This is a genomic window from Nocardioides sp. P5_E3, assembly GCF_054049275.1.
This window is the reverse complement of record NZ_JBFUMR010000036.1, coordinates 1-22,040: the sequence shown is the minus strand read 5'-3', so window position 1 is coordinate 22,040 and position 22,040 is coordinate 1. Positions and strand designations below refer to the sequence as shown.

21 protein-coding genes are annotated in these 22,040 nt (G+C 73.4%); 19 read left to right on the top strand and 2 right to left on the bottom strand.

The features are described 5' to 3' along the window. Window positions 1-32: 32 nt before the first annotated feature. The gene (locus tag ACXJKB_RS19470; protein ID WP_457191309.1) at window positions 33-485 is read left to right on the top strand and encodes a VOC family protein; all 453 of its coding nucleotides are present in this window, start codon (window positions 33-35) and stop codon (window positions 483-485) included. A 31-nt stretch (window positions 486-516) separates the two neighbouring features. Here ACXJKB_RS19470 and ACXJKB_RS19465 read toward each other — a convergent pair whose 3' ends face one another. Both ACXJKB_RS19465 and ACXJKB_RS19460 read right to left on the bottom strand, forming a co-directional pair. Then, entirely contained in the window at window positions 517-1,761 is a 1,245-nt protein-coding gene (locus ACXJKB_RS19465; RefSeq protein WP_457191307.1) for an acetyl-CoA hydrolase/transferase family protein, read from the bottom strand. A 40-nt stretch (window positions 1,762-1,801) separates the two neighbouring features. Next, window positions 1,802-2,506: a hypothetical protein gene (locus tag ACXJKB_RS19460; protein WP_457191305.1), complete on the bottom strand. Its 705-nt coding sequence runs from the start codon at window positions 2,504-2,506 to the stop codon at window positions 1,802-1,804. Window positions 2,507-2,733: 227 nt separating this feature from the next. On the opposite strand from ACXJKB_RS19460, the gene ACXJKB_RS19455 reads away from it, so the two are divergent. From ACXJKB_RS19455 to ACXJKB_RS19370, 18 genes are all read left to right on the top strand, one after another. Continuing rightward, a complete protein-coding gene (locus tag ACXJKB_RS19455; RefSeq protein WP_457191303.1) occupies window positions 2,734-4,398 on the top strand; it encodes an ABC-F family ATP-binding cassette domain-containing protein in 1,665 nt (554 codons plus the stop codon). A 128-nt stretch (window positions 4,399-4,526) separates the two neighbouring features. Beyond that, window positions 4,527-5,672, top strand: a complete 1,146-nt coding sequence (carA, locus tag ACXJKB_RS19450; RefSeq protein ID WP_457191301.1) for a glutamine-hydrolyzing carbamoyl-phosphate synthase small subunit — start codon at window positions 4,527-4,529, stop codon at window positions 5,670-5,672. 1 nt (window position 5,673) lies between these two features. Continuing rightward, on the top strand, window positions 5,674-9,000 hold the full coding sequence (gene carB, locus ACXJKB_RS19445) for a carbamoyl-phosphate synthase large subunit (protein WP_457191299.1): 3,327 nt from the start codon (window positions 5,674-5,676) through the stop codon (window positions 8,998-9,000). Between the two features lie 2 nt (window positions 9,001-9,002). Next, the gene (locus ACXJKB_RS19440; protein WP_457191297.1) at window positions 9,003-10,076 is read left to right on the top strand and encodes a quinone-dependent dihydroorotate dehydrogenase; all 1,074 of its coding nucleotides are present in this window, start codon (window positions 9,003-9,005) and stop codon (window positions 10,074-10,076) included. Beyond that, on the top strand, window positions 10,069-10,926 hold the full coding sequence (locus ACXJKB_RS19435; RefSeq protein ID WP_457191295.1) for an iron-sulfur cluster-binding protein: 858 nt from the start codon (window positions 10,069-10,071) through the stop codon (window positions 10,924-10,926). Before ACXJKB_RS19440 ends, ACXJKB_RS19435 begins: the two co-directional genes overlap by 8 nt. Further along, a complete protein-coding gene (locus ACXJKB_RS19430) occupies window positions 10,923-11,762 on the top strand; it encodes a nitronate monooxygenase (protein WP_457191293.1) in 840 nt (279 codons plus the stop codon). Before ACXJKB_RS19435 ends, ACXJKB_RS19430 begins: the two co-directional genes overlap by 4 nt. After that, a complete protein-coding gene (pyrF, locus tag ACXJKB_RS19425; protein WP_457191291.1) occupies window positions 11,759-12,583 on the top strand; it encodes an orotidine-5'-phosphate decarboxylase in 825 nt (274 codons plus the stop codon). The genes ACXJKB_RS19430 and pyrF overlap by 4 nt, the downstream gene beginning before the upstream one ends. Then, complete coding sequence (locus tag ACXJKB_RS19420; RefSeq protein WP_457191289.1) at window positions 12,580-13,026, top strand: hypothetical protein; 447 nt, start codon at window positions 12,580-12,582, stop codon at window positions 13,024-13,026. The genes pyrF and ACXJKB_RS19420 overlap by 4 nt, the downstream gene beginning before the upstream one ends. 142 nt (window positions 13,027-13,168) lie before the next feature. Further along, complete coding sequence (gene mihF, locus ACXJKB_RS19415; protein WP_191195682.1) at window positions 13,169-13,492, top strand: integration host factor, actinobacterial type; 324 nt, start codon at window positions 13,169-13,171, stop codon at window positions 13,490-13,492. Then, the gene (gene gmk / locus ACXJKB_RS19410) at window positions 13,489-14,112 is read left to right on the top strand and encodes a guanylate kinase (protein WP_457191287.1); all 624 of its coding nucleotides are present in this window, start codon (window positions 13,489-13,491) and stop codon (window positions 14,110-14,112) included. The genes mihF and gmk overlap by 4 nt, the downstream gene beginning before the upstream one ends. 15 nt (window positions 14,113-14,127) lie before the next feature. Beyond that, window positions 14,128-14,439 (top strand): DNA-directed RNA polymerase subunit omega, encoded by a 312-nt coding sequence (gene rpoZ, locus ACXJKB_RS19405; RefSeq protein ID WP_172261153.1) that lies wholly within the window; start codon window positions 14,128-14,130, stop codon window positions 14,437-14,439. Window positions 14,440-14,452: 13 nt separating this feature from the next. Further along, window positions 14,453-15,670: a bifunctional phosphopantothenoylcysteine decarboxylase/phosphopantothenate--cysteine ligase CoaBC gene (coaBC, locus tag ACXJKB_RS19400; protein WP_457191285.1), complete on the top strand. Its 1,218-nt coding sequence runs from the start codon at window positions 14,453-14,455 to the stop codon at window positions 15,668-15,670. Window positions 15,671-15,740: 70 nt separating this feature from the next. Then, a complete protein-coding gene (metK, locus tag ACXJKB_RS19395; protein ID WP_457191283.1) occupies window positions 15,741-16,943 on the top strand; it encodes a methionine adenosyltransferase in 1,203 nt (400 codons plus the stop codon). Window positions 16,944-17,037: 94 nt separating this feature from the next. Next, window positions 17,038-19,047 (top strand): primosomal protein N', encoded by a 2,010-nt coding sequence (locus ACXJKB_RS19390; RefSeq protein ID WP_457191281.1) that lies wholly within the window; start codon window positions 17,038-17,040, stop codon window positions 19,045-19,047. A 172-nt stretch (window positions 19,048-19,219) separates the two neighbouring features. After that, the gene (def, locus tag ACXJKB_RS19385; protein ID WP_457191279.1) at window positions 19,220-19,765 is read left to right on the top strand and encodes a peptide deformylase; all 546 of its coding nucleotides are present in this window, start codon (window positions 19,220-19,222) and stop codon (window positions 19,763-19,765) included. Between the two features lie 13 nt (window positions 19,766-19,778). Further along, on the top strand, window positions 19,779-20,720 hold the full coding sequence (gene fmt / locus ACXJKB_RS19380; protein ID WP_457191277.1) for a methionyl-tRNA formyltransferase: 942 nt from the start codon (window positions 19,779-19,781) through the stop codon (window positions 20,718-20,720). Beyond that, window positions 20,717-21,130 (top strand): MmcQ/YjbR family DNA-binding protein, encoded by a 414-nt coding sequence (locus tag ACXJKB_RS19375; protein WP_457191275.1) that lies wholly within the window; start codon window positions 20,717-20,719, stop codon window positions 21,128-21,130. The genes fmt and ACXJKB_RS19375 overlap by 4 nt, the downstream gene beginning before the upstream one ends. Beyond that, window positions 21,123-22,040, top strand: a 918-nt coding sequence (locus tag ACXJKB_RS19370) for a transcription antitermination factor NusB (protein ID WP_457191273.1), incomplete at its 3' end; no start/stop codon positions are given. The genes ACXJKB_RS19375 and ACXJKB_RS19370, both read left to right, overlap by 8 nt.

Here is a 22,040-nt window from a genome sequence, read left to right as displayed (position 1 = left end):
CCCGGGATCCTCACACGTCGTAGGGTCGGATGATGGCCACCCCTCCAGCCAGCCACGCCCATCCCGCCGACTTCCCGCCGGTCGTCCCGCAGCTGCTGCACGTCGTGCTCGACGCCCGCGACGCGCGCCGGGAGGCCGAGTTCTGGCGGATGCTCCTGGGGCTGGTCTACCGAGCGGTCGACGAGGAGCCAGAGGACGGCGACGACGACGCGGACTGGCTGGTGCTCACCCACCCGGACGGCCGGCGGGCGCTGGCGGTGCAGGAGGTCGAGCAGCTGACAGCGAGCCGCTGGCCCGAGCCCGGGCACCCGTCGGTGTCGCACCTCGACACCACGGTCCCGTCGCGGTCCGCGCTGGACGCCGTGCACGACCTGGTGCTGGAGCTGGGCGGCGAGCTGCGCCTGGACCGCACCGACGACCCGGAGGAGCCGCTGCGGGCCTACGCCAGCCCGGAGGGGCACATCTTCTGCGTGTTCGTCGCCTGAGGCCGGGCGAGCCGGCCACCGGGACGCGTGGTCAGGCCAGCCCGAGCCCGCGTGCCTCCTCCCAGAGGTCGTCGCGGACGCTCGGGTGGGCGGCGTGCTCGATGAGGTTGCGGGCCTGCTCGCGCTCGCTGCGGCCCCACATCCAGGCGATGCCCTGCTCGGTGACCACCGCGCCGTGCTGGAACGACGTCACCGGCTCGTCGACGAGCGGCACGATCGTGGAGACGTCTGCTCGGGGGTGCCAGCTGCGCAGGGCGAGGAACGCCCGCCCGCCGGGTGAGTGGCTGGCGCCGACGGTGAAGTCGGTCTGTCCGCCGAAGCCGCTGTAGATGCGGGTGCCGATCCGGGACGCGTTGGCCTGGTCGAACAGGTCGACCTGCAGGGCGGTGTTGATCGACGTCATCGCCGGTTGCTGGGCGATCGCGGCGGGGGAGTTGGTCGTCTCCGTGCGCAGCATCCGCACGCGGGGGTTGTCGTCGACCCAGTCGTAGAGCTGCTGGCTGCCGAACACGAACGACGTACGCAGTGGGGTGCCACGGTCGAGCGCACCCGCCTGCTCGAGGACGAGGACCCCGTCGCTGAACATCTCGGTCCACACCTTCAGCCCCCGCCGCTCGAGCACGCCGGCGATCGTGGCGTCCGGCACCTCGCCGATCCCGGCCTGCAGGGTCGCCCCGTCGCCGATCTCGGCGGCGACGCGGGAGCCGATCAGCCGTGCGTCGTCGCTCGGCGGGCGCGCGACGTGGGTGGTCAGCGGGGCGTCCACCTCCACCCCGAGGTCGACCGCGTCGAGCGGCAGCACCGCGTCGCCGAAGGTCCACGGCATCCGCGGGTTGAGCTGGGCGACCACGAGCGCACCCCGCTCCCGGGCCGCCTCGATGGCAGCCGGCAGGACGTTGACCTCGAGCCCGAGCGACACCTGGCCGTCGCGCGGGGTCGTGGTGTGCACGACGACGACGTCGGGGGCCAGCGGCCCGTGGAAGAGCCGCGGAACCATCGACAGCCGGCAGGGGACGTAGGCCAGCCGCGGGTGCCGCCGGAAGCCGGGACCCACGAACGTCGTCTCCGGGACGACGCCGTCGTGGATCGGCAGGTCGGACTGGGCGTTGAGGGCGTGGAGGCGGGCCGCCGGGAGCTCGGCCAGCACGGGCCCGAGCACGGTGACCGGTGAGGCGAAGTTGCCGCTGGTGACGACGCGCGGCACGTGGCCCGCCGCGAGGCCGGTGCAGTGCTCGGCAACGGAACGGACGGCCTGATCGAGGTCGACGACGCGCATGTCCCCAGAGTGGCAGCCCGCCCCGTGCAGGGGGTGCGGATCAGGCGCGCTTCTTGAGGCGTACGACGTTGTTGGCGCCGCGCACCGAGACCTTGGTCCGACCCTTCGTGACGACGGCCTTGTTGTTGCTGCCGACGATCTTCAGGACGGGGAGCCTCGCCAGCCTGACGCTGTTGTTGGCGCCGCGCACCAGCACCTTCGACGCCGTGGTCGCGGAGAACGTCGCGTTGCTGCCCTTGATGGTGACGGGGCCGACCTCAGTGGCCTTCACGACGTGGTTGCCGCCCTTGACCAGCAGGCGGTCGATCGAGTCGGCCCGGACCGAGTTGTTGCCCTCGACGACGGAGGTCCGCCCGATCTGGCCGGCGAAGGTCGCCTCGTTGTTGCCCCCGGTCATGGCGACGTCGCCGGCACTCGGAGCCACGAGCGTGTTGTTGCCGCCGGCGTAGGTGACCGTGCCGACAGGGCCGGTGGCGGTGATCTCCAGGTTGGCGCCGCTGACGGCGAGGGAGGTGGCGGCTGGCAGCGCGACCGTGATGTTGGACGCCTCGATGCGCACGTCGGTGCACACCCCAGTGAGCGTCACGTCGTCGAGGGTCGGGGCGATCGTCACGGGCCCTCCCGCACAGTCGAGCACCACCGACGCGGCGCGCGCGGGGGAGGTGGCGCCGACGAGCGCGGCGGAGACGACGAGGGCGGAGGCCGCTGCAGCGGCGCGGGACAGGACGGGCGTCATGGTCTTCACGGGCGCGATCTGCCCCGCGACGCCGTGCGGGAAACGAGGGGGCAGGCAAAATCCCGTCTGCTGGGCAGGGGCCGGCCGACGATCAATTCGGTTGGCCGTCCAGGGTGGGACCGCCTAGGCTGGTCCGCATCATGTGGATCCAGGACTGACCCGACTCGCGTCCGCGGCGGCGCAACAGTGCGCCCGAGGCCCGGCGAGTCCTCCCTGATCCTCCGAAGGACGTCCGCATGCCTGCCTCCCACTCCTCGTCAGCCGCCGCTCGCCAGCCGGACGCTGCCACCCCCTCAGGTCTCGCGCCGCTCGTGGTCTCCGGACTGTCGGTCACCTACCCCGACCGCACGGTCCTGTCCGGGGTCGACCTGCTCGCCCAGCCGGGCCGCCGCATCGGGCTCGTCGGGGAGAACGGCGTCGGCAAGTCGACGCTCCTGCGCGCGGTCGCCGGGCGGCTGCCCGCCCAGGCCCGGGTGTCGGGATCGGTCACCGCCCCCGACGACCTCGTGCTGCTCGGCCAGGAGCCCCCGTTCCGCGACACCGCCACGGTCGCCGAGGTGCTCGCGATGACCCTGGCGCCGCTGCGGACGGCCGTCGCTGACGTCGAGCGGCTCGCCGCCCTGGTGGGCACCCCCGACGGCGACGCGGCGTACGGGCGCGCGCTCGAGGTGGCGATCGCGCACGACGCCTGGGACGCCGACCGGCGCGCCGAGGTTGCAGCGGCGCGCCTCGGGCTCGCCGACATCGGGGTCGACCGGGTCGTGGGGACCCTCTCGGGCGGCCAGCGCACCCGGCTCGCGCTGGCCACGATCATGACCACGCGCCCGTCCTGCCTGCTGCTCGACGAGCCCACCAACCACCTCGACGACGGCGCGATCGAGGTCCTCACGGGCTTCCTGCGCGAGCTGCCCGGCGTCGTGGTGCTGGCCAGCCACGACCGGGTGCTGCTCGACGACGTGTGCACCGACCTGGTCGACCTCGACGCGGGCGAGCTGGGCACCGACGGCATGGGCGGGCGCCGCTTCGGCGGCGGGTGGTCGGCCTACGAGGCCGCGCGCGCCGACGCCCGCCGCCGCTGGGAGGAGACCTGGGCCGCGCAGCAGGAGGAGATCGCGCGGCTGCGCGACGCCACCCGCATCGGCACGTCGTCGATCGCCCACGACCGCGGCCCGACCGACGGTGACAAGTTCATCTACTCCTTCAAGGGCGGGCGCGTGGAGCAGACCCTCGCCCGGCGCAAGAAGGACGCCCAGCGACGGCTCGAGGTCGCCGAGCGCGAGCAGGTGCGCAAGCCGCCCGCGCCGCTCGCCTTCCGCGGCCACCTGACGGCCGCGGCGACCGGGCGGCTGGTGCAGGCCCGCGGGCTCGAGGTCTCCGGGCGGTTGCGGGTGGAGCGCCTCGACCTCGCGGCAGGGGAGCACCTGCTGCTGACCGGGCCCAACGGGTCGGGCAAGTCGACGCTGCTGGGTGTGCTGTCCGGCCGGCTGGTGCCCACGGGCGGCACCCTCGACGTCTCGGCCCGCACCGTTCGCGAGCTCACCCAGGACCCGGAGGCGACCGACCGCAACCGCTCCGCGCTGGCGACGTACGACGACGCGGTGCGGCACCTGCCCGACGCCCCGGCGTTGCGGGAGCTGGGCCTGCTGCACCCGCGCGACCACCGCACGCCCGTCGGCAGCCTGTCGGTCGGGCAGCGGCGGCGGCTCGGCCTGGCGGTCGCGATCGCCGCCGCCCCCGACCTCCTGCTGCTCGACGAGCCGACCAACCACGTCTCGCTCGCCCTGGCCGGGGAGCTGGAGGAGGCGCTCGCCACCGCGCCGGGAGGTGTCGTCCTCGCCTCGCACGACCGCTGGCTGCGCCGCCGGTGGGACGGCCCGGAGCTGGCGCTCACGCCGTGGTGAGGCCGCCCGGGCACGCCGTCTCGACAGGCCGACACGATGCCGGAGCGGAGCGGCGTCGCTGGTAGGGTCGGCGACGGCTCGAACATCCTTTAACGATCCGTCCCGTGAGGCGGAGAAGGAGGTACGGCATGGCTCTGCCTGCCAGGAATCAGACCGCAGCGATCATGGTCCTCGAGGACGGTCGCACCTTTCGCGGTGAGTCGTTCGGAGCCGAGGGCGAGACCTTCGGCGAGGCGGTCTTCTCCACCGGCATGTCCGGCTACCAGGAGACGCTGACCGACCCCAGCTACCACCGCCAGGTCGTCGTGATGACGGCCCCGCACGTCGGCAACACCGGCATGAACGACGAGGACACCGAATCCTCCCGCATCTGGGTCGCCGGCTACGTCGTGCGCGACCCGGCCCGCGTCCCGTCCAGCTGGCGCAGCGTGCGCAGCCTGGACGACGACCTGCGCGACCAGGGCGTCGTCGGCATCAGCGGCGTCGACACCCGTGCGCTGACCCGTCACCTGCGCGAGCGCGGTGCGATGCGCGTCGGCATCTCCACGACGGAGACCGACCCCCAGCGCCTGCTGGCGCGGGTGCTGCAGTCGGGCGAGATGGCCGGCGCCAACCTCAGCGAGGCCGTCAGCACGCAGGAGGCCTACGTCGTCCCCGCCGTCGGCGACAGGCGCTTCACCGTCGCCGCCGTGGACCTCGGCATCAAGTCGAACACCCCGCGGATGATGAGCGAGCGCGGCATCGAGGTGCACGTCCTCCCGGCGACCTCGACCATCGAGGACGTCCGGGCGGTCAGCCCCGACGGGCTGTTCTTCTCCAACGGTCCGGGTGACCCCGCGGCCACCACGGGACAGGTGCAGCTGCTGCAGGACGCGCTTCGCGCGGGCATCCCCTACTTCGGCATCTGCTTCGGCAACCAGCTCTTCGGCCGCGCCCTCGGCTTCGGCACCTACAAGCTGAAGTACGGCCACCGCGGCATCAACCAGCCGGTGATGGACCGCACCACCGGCAAGGTCGAGATCACCGCCCACAACCACGGCTTCGCGGTCGATGCCCCGCTCGAGGGCTCGACGACGACCGAGTTCGGCGAGGCGTCCGTCAGCCACATGTGCCTTAACGACGACGTCGTCGAGGGACTCGAGCTCCGCGACGCCGACGGCCGGCTGACGAGCTTCTCGGTCCAGTACCACCCCGAGGCGGCAGCCGGCCCGCACGATGCGGCGTACCTCTTCGACCGGTTCAGCGATCTCATGTCCGACAGGAAGGACGCCTGACATGCCCAAGCGCACCGACATCCAGAGCGTCCTGGTCATCGGGTCCGGGCCGATCATCATCGGCCAGGCCTGCGAGTTCGACTACTCCGGCACCCAGGCGTGCCGGGTGCTGCGTCAGGAGGGCCTGCGGGTCGTCCTGGTCAACTCGAACCCGGCCACGATCATGACCGACCCGGAGTTCGCCGACGCGACCTACGTCGAGCCGATCACGCCCGACTACGTCGAGAAGGTCATTGCCAAGGAGCGCCCCGACGCGCTGCTCGCCACCCTCGGCGGCCAGACCGCGCTCAACTGCGCGATGGCCCTCGACAAGGCCGGCGTCCTCGAGAAGTACGGCGTCGAGCTGATCGGCGCGTCCATCGAGGCGATCGAGCGCGGCGAGAACCGCCAGCAGTTCAAGAAGATCGTCGAGCAGCTCGGCGGCGAGTCCGCCCGCAGCGTCATCTGCCACTCGGTGGACGACCTGCTCGCGGCGGCCGACGACCTCGGCTACCCGATGGTGGTCCGCCCGTCGTTCACGATGGGCGGCACCGGGTCCGGCATGGCCTACGACGAGGCGGACCTGCGCCGCATCGGCGGGTCAGGCCTCGACGCCAGCCCCACCACCGAGGTGCTCCTCGAGGAGTCGATCCTCGGCTGGAAGGAGTACGAGCTCGAGGTGATGCGCGACAGCGCCGACAACAGCGTGATCGTGTGCTCGATCGAGAACCTCGACCCGATGGGCGTGCACACGGGTGACTCGATCACCGTTGCGCCCGCGATGACGCTCACCGACCGCGAGTACCAGAAGATGCGCGACCTCGCGATCGACATCATCCGCGCCGTCGGTGTCGACACGGGTGGCTGCAACATCCAGTACGCCGTCAACCCGGCGGACGGACGGCTGATCGTCATCGAGATGAACCCGCGCGTCTCGCGGTCGTCGGCGCTCGCCTCGAAGGCCACGGGCTTCCCGATCGCCAAGATCGCCGCGAAGGTCGCCATCGGCTACACCCTCGACGAGATCGAGAACGACATCACGCAGGAGACACCGGCGTCGTTCGAGCCGTCGCTCGACTACGTCGTGGTCAAGGTGCCGCGCTTCGCCTTCGAGAAGTTCCCCGAGGCCGACCCGACGCTGACCACGCACATGAAGTCGGTCGGCGAGGCGATGGCCATCGGCCGCAACTTCACCGAGGCGCTGCAGAAGTCGCTGCGCTCGCTGGAGAGCAAGCACGCGCCGTTCGACTGGCACAAGGAGTACGTCGAGCTCGACAAGGCGTCGCTCCTCGAGGAGATCAAGGTCCCGCACGACGGCCGCCTCAAGAAGGTCATGGACGCCATCCGGGCCGGGGCGACGCCGGAGGAGATCTTCGACGCCACCGCCATCGACCCGTGGTTCGTCGACCAGCTCGCGCTGATCAACGAGGTCGCCGTCCAGCTCATCGAGGCGACCGAGCTGACCCCCGACCTGCTCCGCCTCGCCAAGCGCCACGGCTTCTCCGACGAGCAGGTGGGCAAGATCCGCGGCCTGCCCGCCGACGTCGTCCGCGGCGTCCGGCACGCGCTGGGCATCCGGCCGGTCTACAAGACCGTCGACACCTGCGCCGCCGAGTTCGCCGCCCAGACGCCCTACCACTACTCGTCCTACGACGAGGAGACCGAGGTGCGACCCCGCGCCGAGGGCAAGGAGGCCGTGATCATCCTCGGCTCCGGGCCCAACCGCATCGGCCAGGGCATCGAGTTCGACTACAGCTGCGTCCACGCGTCGCTCGCGCTGGCCGAGGCCGGCTACGAGACGATCATGGTCAACTGCAACCCGGAGACGGTGAGCACCGACTACGACACCTCCGACCGGCTCTACTTCGAGCCGCTCACGCTGGAGGACGTCCTCGAGATCGTCCACGCCGAGCAGCAGGCCGGCCCCGTGGCCGGCGTCGTGTGCCAGCTCGGCGGTCAGACGCCGCTCGGTCTCGCGCAGGGCCTCGCCGACGCAGGCGTGCCGATCGTCGGCACCACCCCCGAGGCGATCCACCTCGCGGAGGAGCGGGGCGCGTTCGGTCGCGTCCTCGCCGACGCCGGCCTGCCGGCGCCCAAGCACGGCACCGCGACGTCGTACCCCCAGGCGCAGCGGATCGCCCACGAGATCGGCTACCCGGTCCTGGTGCGGCCGTCCTACGTCCTCGGCGGGCGCGGCATGGAGATCGTCTACGACGACGCCGCGCTGGAGGCGTACCTCGAGAAGTACGTCGCCAACGGGCTCATCAACGAGCGCCAGCCGGTGCTGGTCGACCGGTTCCTCGACGACGCGGTGGAGATCGACGTCGACGCCCTCTTCGACGGCGAGGAGCTCTTCCTGGGCGGCGTGATGGAGCACATCGAGGAGGCCGGCATCCACTCCGGCGACTCCTCGTGCGCGTTGCCGCCGATCACCCTCGGCCGCGAGGAGATCGACCGGATCCGTCGCTCCACCGAGGCGATCGCCCGCGGGCTCGGGGTGCTCGGGCTGCTCAACATCCAGTTCGCCCTCGCCTCCGACGTGCTCTACGTCCTCGAGGCCAACCCGCGCGCGTCGCGGACCGTGCCGTTCGTGTCCAAGGCCACCGCGACGCCGCTGGCCAAGGCCGCGGCCCGGGTGATGCTGGGGGAGTCGATCGCCGACCTGCGCGTCGCCGGCGTGCTGCCCGCGGAGGGCGACGGCGGGCACCTGCCCGACGGCTCGCCGATCGCGGTCAAGGAGGCGGTCATGCCCTTCGACCGCTTCAAGACCGCCGACGGCCGCACCGTCGACGCGCTGCTCGGTCCCGAGATGCGCTCGACCGGTGAGGTGATGGGCTTCGACGCCTTCTTCGGCACCGCCTTCGCCAAGGCGCAGGCCGCGGCCTACGGGTCGCTGCCGCTGTCGGGGAAGGTCTTCGTGTCGGTCGCCAACCGCGACAAGCGGCACATGATCTTCCCGGTCAAGCAGATCGCCGACATGGGCTTCGAGATCCTCGCGACCGCGGGCACAGCGGAGGTGCTGCGCCGCAACGGCGTCCAGTCGACGGTCGTGCGCAAGCACTCCGAGGGCGAGGGACCCAACGGCGAGCCGACGATCGTCGGCCTGATCTGGGCTCGCGAGGTCGACCTCGTGATCAACACGCCTCACGGCGCCACCAGCGGCGGCTCGCCCCGCGCGGACGGCTACGACATCCGCACTGCGGCCGTGTCGACGGACATCCCGTGCATCACCACCATCCAGGGACTCGGCGCCGCCGTGCAGGGGCTCGAGGCGATGCGCCGCGGCGACATCGGCGTCCGCTCGCTGCAGGACTGGGCGGCGCTCGCGAGCAACGGCGGGGACGCCTGACGGTGCGGCCCTACGACGTCCTCTTCGAGCAGGCCCTCACCCGGGTCGACCCCGAGCGCATCCACCACGCCGCGTTCCGGGCGATCCGGGCGGCGGCACCCGTCACGACCCGGGCCGTGCGCGTGCCGTCCGCGCCGGTGCACGCCCTCGGCCTGACGTTCCCGCACCCGCTCGGCCTCGCCGCCGGCTTCGACAAGAACGCCGTCGGGATCGACGGGCTCGCCGCCCTCGGCTTCGGGCACGTCGAGATCGGGACCGTCACCGGCGAGGCCCAGCCGGGCAACCCGCAGCCGCGGTTGTTCCGGCTCACCGACGACCGCGCCATCGTCAACCGGATGGGCTTCAACAACGACGGCGCCGAGGTGGTCGCCCGGCGGCTGGCTGCGCGAGCGCGGGGTCGGCAGCATCAGGTCAGAGAACAGGAAGGCGCCACCTCGTTCCTCGGTGGCCCCATCCTGGGCGTCAACATCGGCAAGACCAAGGTCGTGCCGGAGGACGAGGCGGCCCGCGACTACGAGAAGTCGGCGGGGCTCCTCGCCCCCTTCGCCGACTACCTCGTCGTCAACGTCTCCTCGCCCAACACCCCCGGCCTCCGCGACCTGCAGGCGGTCGAGAAGCTCGAGCCGATCCTCGCGGCCGTACGCCGTCGCGCCGACGAGGCGCGTCCCGACCACCGGGTGCCGCTGCTGGTCAAGATCGCCCCCGACCTCAGCGACGACGACGTGCTCGCCGTGGCCGACCTCGCGCTCGCCACCGGGCTCGACGGCGTGATCGCCACCAACACGACCATCAGCCGCGACGGGCTCGCCACACCGAGGTCCCGGGTGGAGCAGGTCGGAGCCGGCGGCCTGAGCGGGCGCCCGCTCACCCAGCGGTCGGAGGACGTCGTACGCCTGCTGCGTGACCGGGTCGGACCCGACCTCACCCTCGTCGGCGTCGGCGGCATCACCACCGTCGACGACGCGCGGCGGCGGCTCGCGGCTGGTGCCGACCTCCTGCAGGGCTACACCGCCTTCGTCTACGAGGGCCCGCTGTGGCCTCGGCGCATCGTGCGGGGTCTCGCCAGGGATGGCTGACGAGCGTGGACCGGTCCACTCCAGCGTCCACCCGAGCGTGCACGTCGACGGCGAGGTGGTCGCCACCAAGCGCGTCGGTGGCTACCGCCACCTGACCCTGACCGCGCCGGGCGTCCCCGAGCGGTTCCGGGCGGGCAACTTCGTCGCGGTCACCGTCGCCGGGCACGTGGCCCGGCGGGCCCTGTGGGTGCACCGGGTCCGGGCGTCCAGCGCGTTCGGTCCCACGCTCGACGTCGTCGTCGAGGCGCGGGGGAGCGGCACCGAGTGGCTCGCGGCCCAGCCGGTCGGCGCGCGGATCGCGATCACCGGTCCGCTCGGCCGCCCGTTCGCCCTGCCCAAGGACGCCGTGTCGTGCCTGCTCGTCGGGGAGGGCTACGCCGCGGCCCCGCTCTTCCCGCTCGCCGAGCGGCTCCGTGAGCGCGGGTGCGCCGTCTCGCTCGTCGTCTCCGCGCCCGACGAGGCGCACCTGCTGTCCGCCCTGGAGGCGAGGCGCTCGGCCCGGTCGGTCACCGTCCTCACCGCCGACGGCTCCGTCGGCCAGCGCGGCACCGTCGCCGACCACGTCGACGACCTCGTCCGCCGCAGCGACGCCGACGTCGTCTACGCGGCCGGACCCCACCCCGTGCTCCGCAGCGCCGCGGCCGCCGCCGAGCGCGCCGGCGCGTGGAGCCAGGTCGCGGTCGAGACGCCGACCCCGTGCGGAACCGGCCTCTGCCACGGGTGCCCCCTGCCGGTCATCGGCGAGGACGGCGTCGAGCGCGTCGTCCGGGCCTGCGCCGAGGGCCCCGTCGTGCGGGGCGACCGGATCCGGTGGGACGCCCTGCCGGACGCCCTGGGGCACGCTCAGTGAGCGCGCAGCTGCCGGGCCCCGTGATGGTCGCCGCCGGCTGCGGCGGCACCGGGCGCGAGCTCGAGCCGTACGCCGGACCCGACGGGCTGGCCGGGCTCGACCTCGTCACCCGCTCGATCACCCTCGACGCCCGCAGTGGCGGCCCGGGGCCACGGGTCGTCGAGGTGCCCGGCGGGCTGGTCAACGCCGTCGGCCTGCCCAACCCAGGTCTGGAGCACTTCCTCGCCACCGAGCTGCCGTGGCTCGTGCGAGCCGGCGTGCGCGTCCACGTGTCGATCGCCGGCTCGACGATGGGGGAGTACGCCGACCTCGCCCGCCGCCTCAGCCGCGCGCCCGGCGTCGCCGGGCTCGAGGTCAACGTGGGTGCACCCGACGAGGTGGGCGCCGGCCTGTTCGAGGTGCGCGAGCCTTACCACTCGGCCAGCGTGATCGCGGCCGTGCGCCGCGAGTTCCCCACCGACCGGCCCGTCCTCGCCAAGCTGCGCCCCGACGTCTCCCGGATCGTCGAGGGCGCCCGCTCCTGCCACGAGGCCGGCGCCACCGCGATCGTCATCGGCAACGCCGTCCCCGCGGCGTTCCCCGACGGACGGGCCGGTGGCCTCAGCGGCCCCGCCGTCGCCCCCGTCTCGCTGCGCTGCGTCGCCGAGGTGCACCGGGCCCTGCCCGACGTCCCGGTCATCGGGTGCGGCGGCGTGCACGACCTGCGCTCGGCCAACGCCTACCTCGACGCCGGCGCGAGCGCCGTGCAGGTCGGCACCGCGCTGCTCCACGACCCGACCACCGTGGCCCGCCTGCGGGTCGCTCTCTCGCCCCGAGCCCACCAGGAGGACGCATGACCCCCTTCGGCACCCGACTCGCCCAGGCCATCGAGGAGCGCGGGCGCTTCTGCGTCGGCATCGACCCGCACGCGGCGCTGCTGCACGAGTGGGGCCTCGGCGACGACGTGGCGTCGCTGGAGCGGTTCGCTCTCACCGTGGTGGAGGCGGTCGCGCCGGTCGTCGGCGTCGTGAAGCCGCAGAGCGCGTTCTACGAGCGCTTCGGCAGCCGCGGGATCGCCGTCCTCGAGCGGGTCGTGGCCGAGTCCCGCGCCGCCGGGGCGCTGGTGCTGATGGACGCCAAGCGGGGCGACATCGGCTCGACCAGCCAGGCCTACGCCGACGCCTACCTCGACCCCACGTCGCCGCTCGGCTGCGACGCGGTCACCGCCAGCCCCTACCTCGGCTTCGGCTCGCTCGACCCGATGCTCGAGGCCTGCCGGCGCCACGGCGGCGGCCTCTTCGTCCTCGCCCTGACCTCCAACAAGGAGGGTCCCGAGGTCCAGCACGCCCGCACCGGCGACGGCACGGTCGCCGGGACGGTGCTGGCGCACCTGCGCGCCGCCAACGCGGGGGCCGAGCCGGTCGGGTCCTTCGGCGCGGTCGTCGGCGCCACGATCGGCGACACCGAGGAGGACCTCGACGTCAACGGCCCGCTGCTCGTGCCGGGCTTCGGAGCCCAGGGCGGCACGGTCGACGACATGGCGCGCATCTTCGGGCGCGCCTCCCGGTGGGCGCTCCCCAGCTCCTCGCGCGACGTGCTGCGGGCCGGGCCCGACGTGGGAGCGCTCCGCGACGCCGCCCGGCGCGGCAACGACGCCGTGCGAGGCTTGGGGGCGTGAAGCTCCTCGCCCCGGCGGCCCTCCTGCTCGGGGTGGTGTGCCTGGCGGTGACGGGGTGCTCCAGCGACCCGCAGGCCGACTACTGCACGGCGGTCGAGGAGCACCAGGCCGACCTCAGCGACGTGGCCGCCTCCGACGACGCCGGCGCGGTCTTCGACGCCCTCGACGACTACGAGGAGCTCGCCGAGCAGGCACCACGCGACATCGCCGACGACTGGTCGGCCGTGGTCGGACCGCTGCGCGCGCTCGAGGAGGCGCTCGACGCGCACGACGTCGACCCGTCGACGTACCGGGCCGACAAGCCCCCTGCCGGGCTCGCCGCCGACGCGCGAGAGGAGATCGAGGCGGCCGCTCGCGCGGTCGGGGCGCAGCGCACGGTCGACGCGATGTCCGCGGTCGAGCAGCACGCGCTCGACGTGTGCGGGACCCCGCTGTCGCGCTGACCATGGTGAAGGTCACGTCGGCGGCCTCCGCCGCGGGCCCGATTGCCCCACCCGACGCGACCTGACTAGATTGATCCGCACCGTCGGGATCCCCGTCCGACGCCCCGTCCGACCCTCGTCCKACCCCAGAAGGATCGCTTTCGTGGCCTTGCCCCCTCTGACGCCCGAGCAGCGCCAGGCAGCCCTCGACAAGGCTGCGGCCTCCCGACGCGAGCGGGCCGAGGTGAAGAACCGCCTCAAGAACTCCGGCGGCTCGATCGTCGACGTGCTGCACGAGGGCCAGACCAACGAGGTCATCGGCAAGATGCGCGTCGTCGAGCTCCTCCAGTCGGTGCCCGGCCTGGGCCGGGTGCGAGCCCGCCAGGTGATGGAGCGGCTCAACATCGCCGAGAGCCGCCGCGTGCGCGGGCTGGGCGTCAAGCAGGTCGCTGCGCTCGAGCGTGAGTTCGGCCCCGACGCCTCGTGACCCACACCGCTGAGACTCCTGCGGCCGGCTCGACCGGCAGCACCCCCACCCGCTCCCGGCTGATCGTCCTGGCCGGCCCTACGGCCGTGGGCAAGGGCACCGTCGCCGCCGCCGTCCGCGAGACGCACCCGGAGGTGTGGCTCTCGGTCTCCGCCACCACGCGCAGGCCGCGACCGGGCGAGGAGAACGGCGTCCACTACTGGTTCGTCTCCGACGAGGAGTTCGACGCCATGGTCGAGAAGGGCGACCTGCTCGAGTGGGCCGTGGTCCACAAGGCCGCGCGGTACGGCACCCCCCGCGGCCCCGTCGACCTCGCCCTCGCGTCCGGCCAGCCGGCGATGCTGGAGATCGACCTGCAGGGCGCCCGGCAGGTGCGCGAGACGATGCCCGAGGCGTTGTTCGTCTTCCTCAAGCCGCCGTCGTGGGAGGAGCTCGTACGCCGTCTCGTCGGCCGCGGCACCGAGACCGAGGCCGAGCGGGAGCGCCGCCTCGAGACCGCGCGGGCCGAGCTGGCCGCCGAGAGCGAGTTCGACGTCACCATCGTCAACCACGAAGTTCACGCCGCTGCCGACGAGTTGGTAACCTTGATGGTTGGACCTGCTCCATCCACATCTGACTAGCGAGGCACCCACACCGTGGCTTCTCCCACCATCGCCGCCGAGGGCGTGACCAACCCCTCGATCGACGACCTGCTCACCAAGACCGACAGCAAGTACAAGCTGGTGCTCTACAGCGCCCAGCGTGCCCGCCAGATCAACGCCTACTACTCCCAGCTCGGCGAGGGCCTGCTGGAGTACGTCGGCCCGCTCGTCGACACCCACGTCCAGGAGAAGCCGCTCTCGATCGCGCTCCGCGAGATCAACGACGACCTCCTGACCTGCGAGGACATCGACCCCGCCGCCGAGGCCGCCGCCGCTGAGGCTGCTGCCGGCGACGCCACGGAGTGACGCGAGCCTCCCGATGACCGTGAGGGTCGTCCTGGGGGTCTCCGGCGGCATCGCGGCCTACAAGGCCTGTGAGCTCCTCCGCCGGTTCACCGAGTCGGGGCACGACGTCACCGTCGTGCCCACGGCGTCGGCGCTGAAGTTCATCGGCGCCCCGACGTGGTCCGCCCTGTCGGGCAAGCCCGTCGCCACCGACGTGTGGACCGACGTCCACGCCGTGCCCCACGTCCACATCGGCCAGCAGGCCGACGTGGTCGTGGTGGCACCGGCGACCGCCGACCTGCTCGCCCGCGCGGCGCACGGCCTGGCCGACGACCTCCTCACCAACACGCTCCTCACGGCGCGCTGCCCGGTGGTCTTCGCCCCGGCGATGCACACCGAGATGTGGGAGCACCCGGCCACGCAGGCCAACGTGGCCACCCTCCGCGACCGCGGGGCGATCGTCATCGAGCCCGCCGTCGGCCGCCTCACCGGCGCCGACACGGGCAAGGGCCGCCTGCCGGAGCCCGCCGAGATCTACGAGCTGGTGCGCGGGCTGCTCGACCGCGGCCCCGACATGACCCAGGACCTCGCCGGTCGCAAGGTGGTCGTCTCCGCCGGCGGCACCCGGGAGTACCTCGACCCGGTCCGGTTCCTCGGCAACCGGTCCTCCGGGCTCCAGGGCTACGCCCTCGCCCGGGCCGCGGCCTCGCGGGGCGCCCACGTCACCCTCGTCAGCGCCAACGTGACCCTGCCCGACCCGGCCGGCGTCAACGTCGTACGCGTCGAGACGACCCAGCAGCTGCGCGAGGCGGTCGTCGGCGCGACCGCCACCGCCGACGCGGTCGTGATGGCCGCGGCGCCCGCCGACTTCCGGCCCACGGCGGTCAGCGAGGCCAAGATCAAGAAGGCGGACGACGGGTCCGCGCCGGCCATCGAGCTGGCGCAGAACCCCGACATCCTCGCCGAGATATCCCACGACCGGGCCCGCGAGGACGCCGTCATCGTGGGCTTCGCCGCCGAGACCGGCGACGCCACCGGCTCGGTGCTCGACCTCGGGCGCGCCAAGCTGGCCCGCAAGGGCTGCGACCTCCTCGTCGTCAACGACGTCAGCGGGGGAGCGGTCTTCGGCAGCGCCGACAACGAGGCGGTCGTCCTGGCCGCCGACGGAGGCGCCGTCGAGGTCCCGCGCGGGTCCAAGACCGCGCTCGCCCACGTCATCTGGGACGAGGTCGCCCGGCGATTCGCCGGCTGAGACACGCGTCCCGGATGCTGGTCGACAGGTACGTTTCATCCGACCGTTCCAAAGAAGAATCGAGAGCACCGTGGCTGGACGACTGTTCACCTCCGAGTCCGTGACCGAGGGGCACCCCGACAAGATCGCCGACCGGATCAGCGACTCGGTCCTCGACCACCTGATGGCCGAGGACGCCGACAAGGCCAACCTGCGCGTGGCCGTCGAGACGCTGCTGACCACCGGCCTCGTCGTGGTCGCCGGTGAGGTGCGCACGACGGCCTACGCCCCCGTCGCCGACATCGTCCGCAAGGCGATCCTCGAGATCGGCTACGACTCCTCCGACAAGGGCTTCGACGGTCACACCTGCGGCGTCCAGGTCGCCATCGGCGCCCAGTCCACCGACATCGCCGCGGGTGTCGACGCCGGCCACGAGTCGCGGGTCGGCTCCTCCGAGGACGAGCTCGACAAGCGCGGCGCCGGCGACCAGGGCCTGATGTTCGGCTATGCCTGCGACGACACCCCGGAGCTGATGCCGCTCCCGATCACCATCGCCCAGCGGCTCGCGCAGCGCCTCACCGAGGTCCGCAAGGACGGCACGCTCGGCTACCTGCGTCCCGACGGCAAGACCCAGGTCACCATCGAGTACGACGAGAACGACCGCCCGCTGCGCATCGACACCGTCGTGCTCTCCACCCAGCACGACCCCGACGTCGAGCACGCCGCGCTCGAGGCCGACATCAAGCAGCACGTCATCGACCACGTGCTCGCCGGCTTCGACCTGCCCTCCGAGGGCTACCGGATGCTGGTCAACCCCACGGGAACGTTCGTCATCGGCGGCCCGATGGGCGACGCCGGCCTGACCGGCCGCAAGATCATCGTCGACACCTACGGCGGCATGGCCCGCCACGGCGGCGGCGCGTTCTCCGGCAAGGACCCGTCGAAGGTGGACCGCTCGGCCGCCTACGCGATGCGCTGGGTCGCCAAGAACGTCGTGGCCGCCGGACTGGCCAGCCGCTGCGAGGCGCAGGTCGCCTACGCCATCGGCAAGGCCGCTCCCGTCGGCGTGTTCATCGAGACCTTCGGCACCGGCGTCGTCCCGGACGAGAAGATCCAGGCCGCCGTCCTCGAGGTCTTCGACCTCCGCCCCGCCGCGATCATCCGCGACCTCGACCTGCTCCGCCCGATCTACGCCCAGACCTCGGCCTACGGCCACTTCGGTCGCGAGCTCCCCGAGTTCACCTGGGAGAACACCGACCGCGCCGACAAGCTGAAGGCCGCCGCCGGCATCTGATCCCGCGCTGACCGGGGATCGCCGACGAGGGGGCCACTCCACAGACACGCCCGCGAGGTCCGGAGCGTCGGATGCCGCTGACACAATCTCCGGCATGACGTCCCACGAAGCCCCGGAAGCCGAGATGCTTCCGGGGCTTCGTGCTGCCGTCGACGACGCCAGGGCCAAGGCGGCCGCCACCCGACGGCGCACAGCGGCGCAGTGGCAGGCCGCCGAGACCGACCCCGTCGCGCGGGTCCTCGTCGACATCGCGCTGGCCCACCTCGACCGGCCGTTCGACTATGCCGTCCCGACGGCGGTGGCGGAGACCGCGGTCCCGGGCGCGCGGGTCAAGGTGCGCTTCGCCGGCCAGGACGTCGACGGCTACGTCGTCGAGCGCACGAGCCACACCGACCACACCGGCAGCCTCCAGCCGCTGCGGCGTGTGGTGAGCCCCGAGCCGGTGCTCGCGCCGGAGGTGGTCGAGCTGAGCGAGACCCTGGCCCGGAGGTACGCCGGTGCGCGGTCCGACGTGCTCCGCCTCGCCGTCCCGCCCCGCCACGCGGCCACGGAGAAGGTCGCGTCCGAGCGCGCACCCGAGGCGCAGGCGGTCGAGGCGCCCACGACCTGGTCCGAGGTCGCGCACGCCGACGCCTACCTCCGCCACCTCGCTTCCGGCGGATCGCCGCGCGCGGTGTGGGCGGCCGCCCCGGGCGACGACTGGCCCGCGATGGTCGCCGAGGCCGTGGCGACGACGTACGCCGCCGGGCGGGGCGCGCTCGTCTGCGTCCCGGACCGACGTGACGTCGCCCGGGTCGACGCCGCCCTGGCTGACCGCCTGGGGGAGGGACACCACGTGTGCCTGACCGCGGAGGGCGGCCCGGCTGCGCGCTACCGCGACTTCCTGGCCGTGTCCCGTGGAGCGCGACGGATCGTCGTCGGCACCCGCTCCGCCGCCTTCGCGCCCGTGCACGACCTCGGGCTCGTGGTGCTGTGGGACGACGGCGACGACCTCCACGCCGAGCCGCGCGCGCCCTACCCGCACACCCGCGAGGTGCTCCTCGTCCGCGCCGAGCAGCAGGGGACGGCGGCGCTCCTCGGTGGCGTGGCCCGCACCCCGGAGGCGGAGCAGCTGGTCGCCACCGGGTGGGCGCACGAGCTGGCGGTGCCCCGCGACGTGCTGCGGCGCCGGGCCCGCGTCGAGGCGGTGCCGGCCGAGGACCGGTCCGTCGGCACCCGCATCCCGCGCGCCGCCTACGACGCCATCCGGCGCGGTCTCACGACCGGGCCGGTGCTGGTGCAGACGCCGCGTGCCGGCTATGCCGCGTCGCTGGCCTGCGACACCTGCCGGGCACCTGCCCGCTGCACCGTCTGCACCGGACCGCTCGTGGTGGACGGACCGGCGGTGCCGCCGCACTGCCGGTGGTGCGGCCACGTCGAGGCGGCCTGGGCGTGCCCCACCTGCGGTGGCCACGGCCTGCGCGCGCCGGTGCGGGGCGAGGCCCGCACCGCGGAGGAGCTGGGCCGGATGTTTCCCGGCACCACCGTCCGCAGCTCCAGCGGCGAGCGGGTCGTCGACCGGGTCGGCGAGTCGGCCGACCTCGTGGTCGCGACCGTCGGGGCCGAGCCCGTCGCCAACGCGGGTTACGCCGCCGTCATCGTCCTCGACACCTGGTTGAGCCTGGCGCGCGACGACCTGCGGGCGGCCGAGGAGGCCCTGCGCCGATGGCTCAACGCAGCAGCCCTCGTGCGGCCCGGCGGCCACGTCGTGGCCGTGGGCGACCCGGCCCACCCCGCGCTGCAGGCCCTCGTGCGGTGGGACCCGACCGGCTTCGCCCGTCGGGAGGCCCAGGAGCGCTCGCAGGCCCACCTCCCGCCGGCGGCCCGGCTCGCGACGGTCACGGGTGACCTCGGGGCGCTCGACGACGTCCTCCACCTGGTCGACCTCCCTGCCGGTGCCGAGGTGCTCGGTCCGGTCCCGGTCGACGACGAGCACCGGGTCCTGCTGCGCGTGCCGCGGTCCAGCGGAGAGGCGCTCTCCCGCTCGCTCGGCGACCTCCAACGGGTGCGCTCGGCCCGCAAGCTCGACCCCGTCCGGATCCAGGTCGACCCCCTGACCATCTGAGCGGGCCGCCCCGGCGCCTGTGCGGCGAGCAGACGTCGTACGTCATGGCCAGCGGTTGCCCCGGCGACCGGCCGCCATGACGTCACCGCGGGCGCCTCCCTAGACTTGGCCACTGCCCGATCGACCCGCCCAGACCTGACCCAGACCGCGTCCAGCCGAGCGAAGGAGCTCCGTGGCCGTCCAGCCCATCCGTCTCTTCGGTGACCCCGTGCTCCGCCAGCGAGCAGTGGAGGTCGACGACTTCGACCGCGAGGTCCGCCAGCTCGTCACCGACCTGACCGACACGATGCTCGCCGCTCCCGGCGCCGGCCTCGCGGCGCCGCAGATCGGCGTGGGCCTGCGGGTCTTCACCTGGAACGTCCACGGCGAGGTCGGCCACCTGGTCAACCCCTCCCTCGAGCTCTCCGACGAGACCCAGGACGGGGCGGAGGGCTGCCTCTCGCTACCGGAGCTGACCTACGACTGCCTCCGGGCGCTGTCGGTCGTCGCGACCGGCTTCGACATGTACGGCGAGCCGCAGCGGATCGAGGCGTCGGAGCTGCTGGCCCGAGCCATGCAGCACGAGACCGACCACCTCGACGGCGTCCTCTTCATCGACAAGCTCGACACGGCCGCGCGGAAGGCGGCGATGAAGGAGATCCGGGAGTCCGAGTGGTTCGGTCTCGAGCAGCCGACGGTCCGGTTCAGCCCCCACCCGACGAACGGATTCGCCCGATGAAGGTCCCCAGCTGATGCGCGTCGTCTTCGCCGGCACCCCCGAGGTCGCCGTGCCCGCGCTCGACGCGATCGCCGAGAGCCGCCACGAGCTCGTCGGCGTCGTCACCCGACCCGACGCCCCGAGCGGCCGGGGCCGCAAGCTGGTCGCCAGCCCGGTCGCCCAGCGCGCGGAGGAGCTCGGCGTACCCGTCCTCAAGCCCGTGCACCCACGCGACCCGGACTTCCAGCAGGAGCTCGCCGCCCTGCGACCCGACGCCTGCCCGGTCGTGGCGTACGGCGCCCTGCTCCCGCAGTCGGCGCTCGACCTGGTGCCGCACGGCTGGATCAACCTGCACTTCTCGGTGCTCCCGTCCTGGCGCGGCGCCGCCCCCGTGCAGCACTCGCTCTGGGCCGGCGACGAGGTCACCGGCGCGACGACGTTCCGGATCGTCAAGGCCCTCGACGCCGGACCGGTCTTCGCGGTGATGACCGAGCGGGTGCGGCCCACCGACACCGCCGGTGACCTGCTCGCCCGCCTGGCCGAAGGCGGCGCGGGCCTGCTGGTGCAGACCCTCGACGGGATCGAGGACGGCACCCTCGAGGCGCGCGAGCAGCAGGCGGAGGGCGTCTCGTTCGCGCCGAAGATCCTGGTCGAGGACGCCCGCATCGACTGGAGCCTCCCGGCGGTCGCCATCGACCGGCAGGTCCGTGCCTGCGATCCGGCCCCCGGCGCGTGGAGCACCTTCGAGGGCGAGCGGATCAAGATCGGGCCGCTGCGCCCGGTCGACCGCGAGTCGCTCGACCCGGGGGTGCTCGAGGTCGCCAAGAACGCCGTCTACGTCGGCACCGCCACCACGCCCGTCGAGCTCGGCCAGGTCAAGGCCTTCGGCAAGAAGCAGATGGGTGCGGCCGACTGGGCCCGCGGGGTGCGCCTGGAGTCGGGCGTCCGCCTCGGCGGGCAGGACGCCCCCTCGTGAGCCGGCCCGCTCGTCCGGAGGACGTCGACGAGATCTGCGGCAGCCTGCCGGAGACCGAGCTCGGGATCTCCTGGGGCGACCGGCCGACCTGGAAGGTGCCCCGCGGCGACAAGGGCAAGGGGTTCGTCCTCTACCGCGCGCCGCACAAGTCGGCCGTCGACCCGGACACGGGGGACATGTACGACGACCTGGTCGTGATCTCCACGCCGACCGAGGTGGAGAAGCACGCGCTGGTCGCGGACGAGTCGACGCCGTTCTTCACCATCGACCACTTCAAGGGCTACGCCGCCGTGCTCGTGCAGCAGTCGCGGCTCGGCGAGATCGGCCGCGACGAGCTGGAGGAGATCATCACCGACGCCTGGGCGGCGAAGGCGCCGAAGAAGCTCGTGCGGGAGCACCTCGGTGAGTGACCGCCGGCCGCCGGTCGACAAGGCCCGTCGCGCGGCGCTCGACGTGCTCACCGCCGTGCGCACCGACGACGCCTACGCCAACCTCGTGCTCCCGCAGGTCATCCGCAAGCACGGGCTCACCGGCCGCGACGCCGCGCTGGCCACCGAGCTCTCGTCCGGGGCGATCCGGATGCACGGGCTGTACGACGCCGTGATCGACGCCTGCCTCACCAAGCCGCGCCTCCAGCCGGAGGTGCGCGACGTGCTGCGTCTGGGGACCCACCAGCTCCTCTCCATGCGGGTGCCCGACCACGCCGCGATCTCGACGAGCGTCGACCTCGTCCGCGCCACCGTCGGCCGGGGACCGGCCGGCCTGGTCAACGCCGTCCTGCGGACGATCAGCCGGCGCGACCTCGCCGGATGGGTCGACGAGGTCGCACCCGACCAGCAGGCCGACCCGTACGCCCACCTCGCCGTCGCCCGGTCGCACCCCCGCTGGGTCGTCGCGGCGCTGGGGGAGGCGCTGGCCGCGTCCGTCGGCAGCGACGAGGAGCTCGACGCGCTGCTGGAGGCCGACAACGCCCCGCCGCGGGTCACGCTGGTGGCCCGCCCCGGCTTGTCGACCGTGGAGGAGCTCGAGGCCGCCGGCGGCACCCGCACCGGCCGGTCGCCGTACGCCGTGACCCTGGCCGGTGGCGACCCGGCCGCCGTCCCGGCGGTCGCCGAGGGACGCGCCGGGGTCCAGGACGAGGGTTCGCAGGTCGTCGCGCTCGCGCTCGCCGACGCCCCGCTGGACGGTCGTGACGAGCGGTGGCTCGACCTGTGCGCCGGGCCCGGGGGCAAGGCCGCCCTGCTGGCGGCGCTCGCCGCCCAGCGCGGGGCCGTGCTCGTCGCCAACGAGCGGCAGCCGCACCGGGCCGCGCTGGTCGCG

What these genes read in the sequence shown, in the direction of transcription:
- ACXJKB_RS19470 (WP_457191309.1), top strand. Translation starts at nt 33, where the DNA reads ATGGCCACCCCTCCAGCCAGCCACGCCCATCCCGCCGACTTCCCGCCG.
- ACXJKB_RS19465 (WP_457191307.1), bottom strand. Translation starts at nt 1,761, where the DNA reads ATGCGCGTCGTCGACCTCGATCAGGCCGTCCGTTCCGTTGCCGAGCAC.
- ACXJKB_RS19455 (WP_457191303.1), top strand. Translation starts at nt 2,734, where the DNA reads ATGCCTGCCTCCCACTCCTCGTCAGCCGCCGCTCGCCAGCCGGACGCT.
- carA (WP_457191301.1), top strand. Translation starts at nt 4,527, where the DNA reads ATGGCTCTGCCTGCCAGGAATCAGACCGCAGCGATCATGGTCCTCGAG.
- carB (WP_457191299.1), top strand. Translation starts at nt 5,674, where the DNA reads ATGCCCAAGCGCACCGACATCCAGAGCGTCCTGGTCATCGGGTCCGGG.
- ACXJKB_RS19435 (WP_457191295.1), top strand. Translation starts at nt 10,069, where the DNA reads ATGGCTGACGAGCGTGGACCGGTCCACTCCAGCGTCCACCCGAGCGTG.
- pyrF (WP_457191291.1), top strand. Translation starts at nt 11,759, where the DNA reads ATGACCCCCTTCGGCACCCGACTCGCCCAGGCCATCGAGGAGCGCGGG.
- coaBC (WP_457191285.1), top strand. Translation starts at nt 14,453, where the DNA reads ATGACCGTGAGGGTCGTCCTGGGGGTCTCCGGCGGCATCGCGGCCTAC.
- ACXJKB_RS19390 (WP_457191281.1), top strand. Translation starts at nt 17,038, where the DNA reads ATGACGTCCCACGAAGCCCCGGAAGCCGAGATGCTTCCGGGGCTTCGT.
- fmt (WP_457191277.1), top strand. Translation starts at nt 19,779, where the DNA reads ATGCGCGTCGTCTTCGCCGGCACCCCCGAGGTCGCCGTGCCCGCGCTC.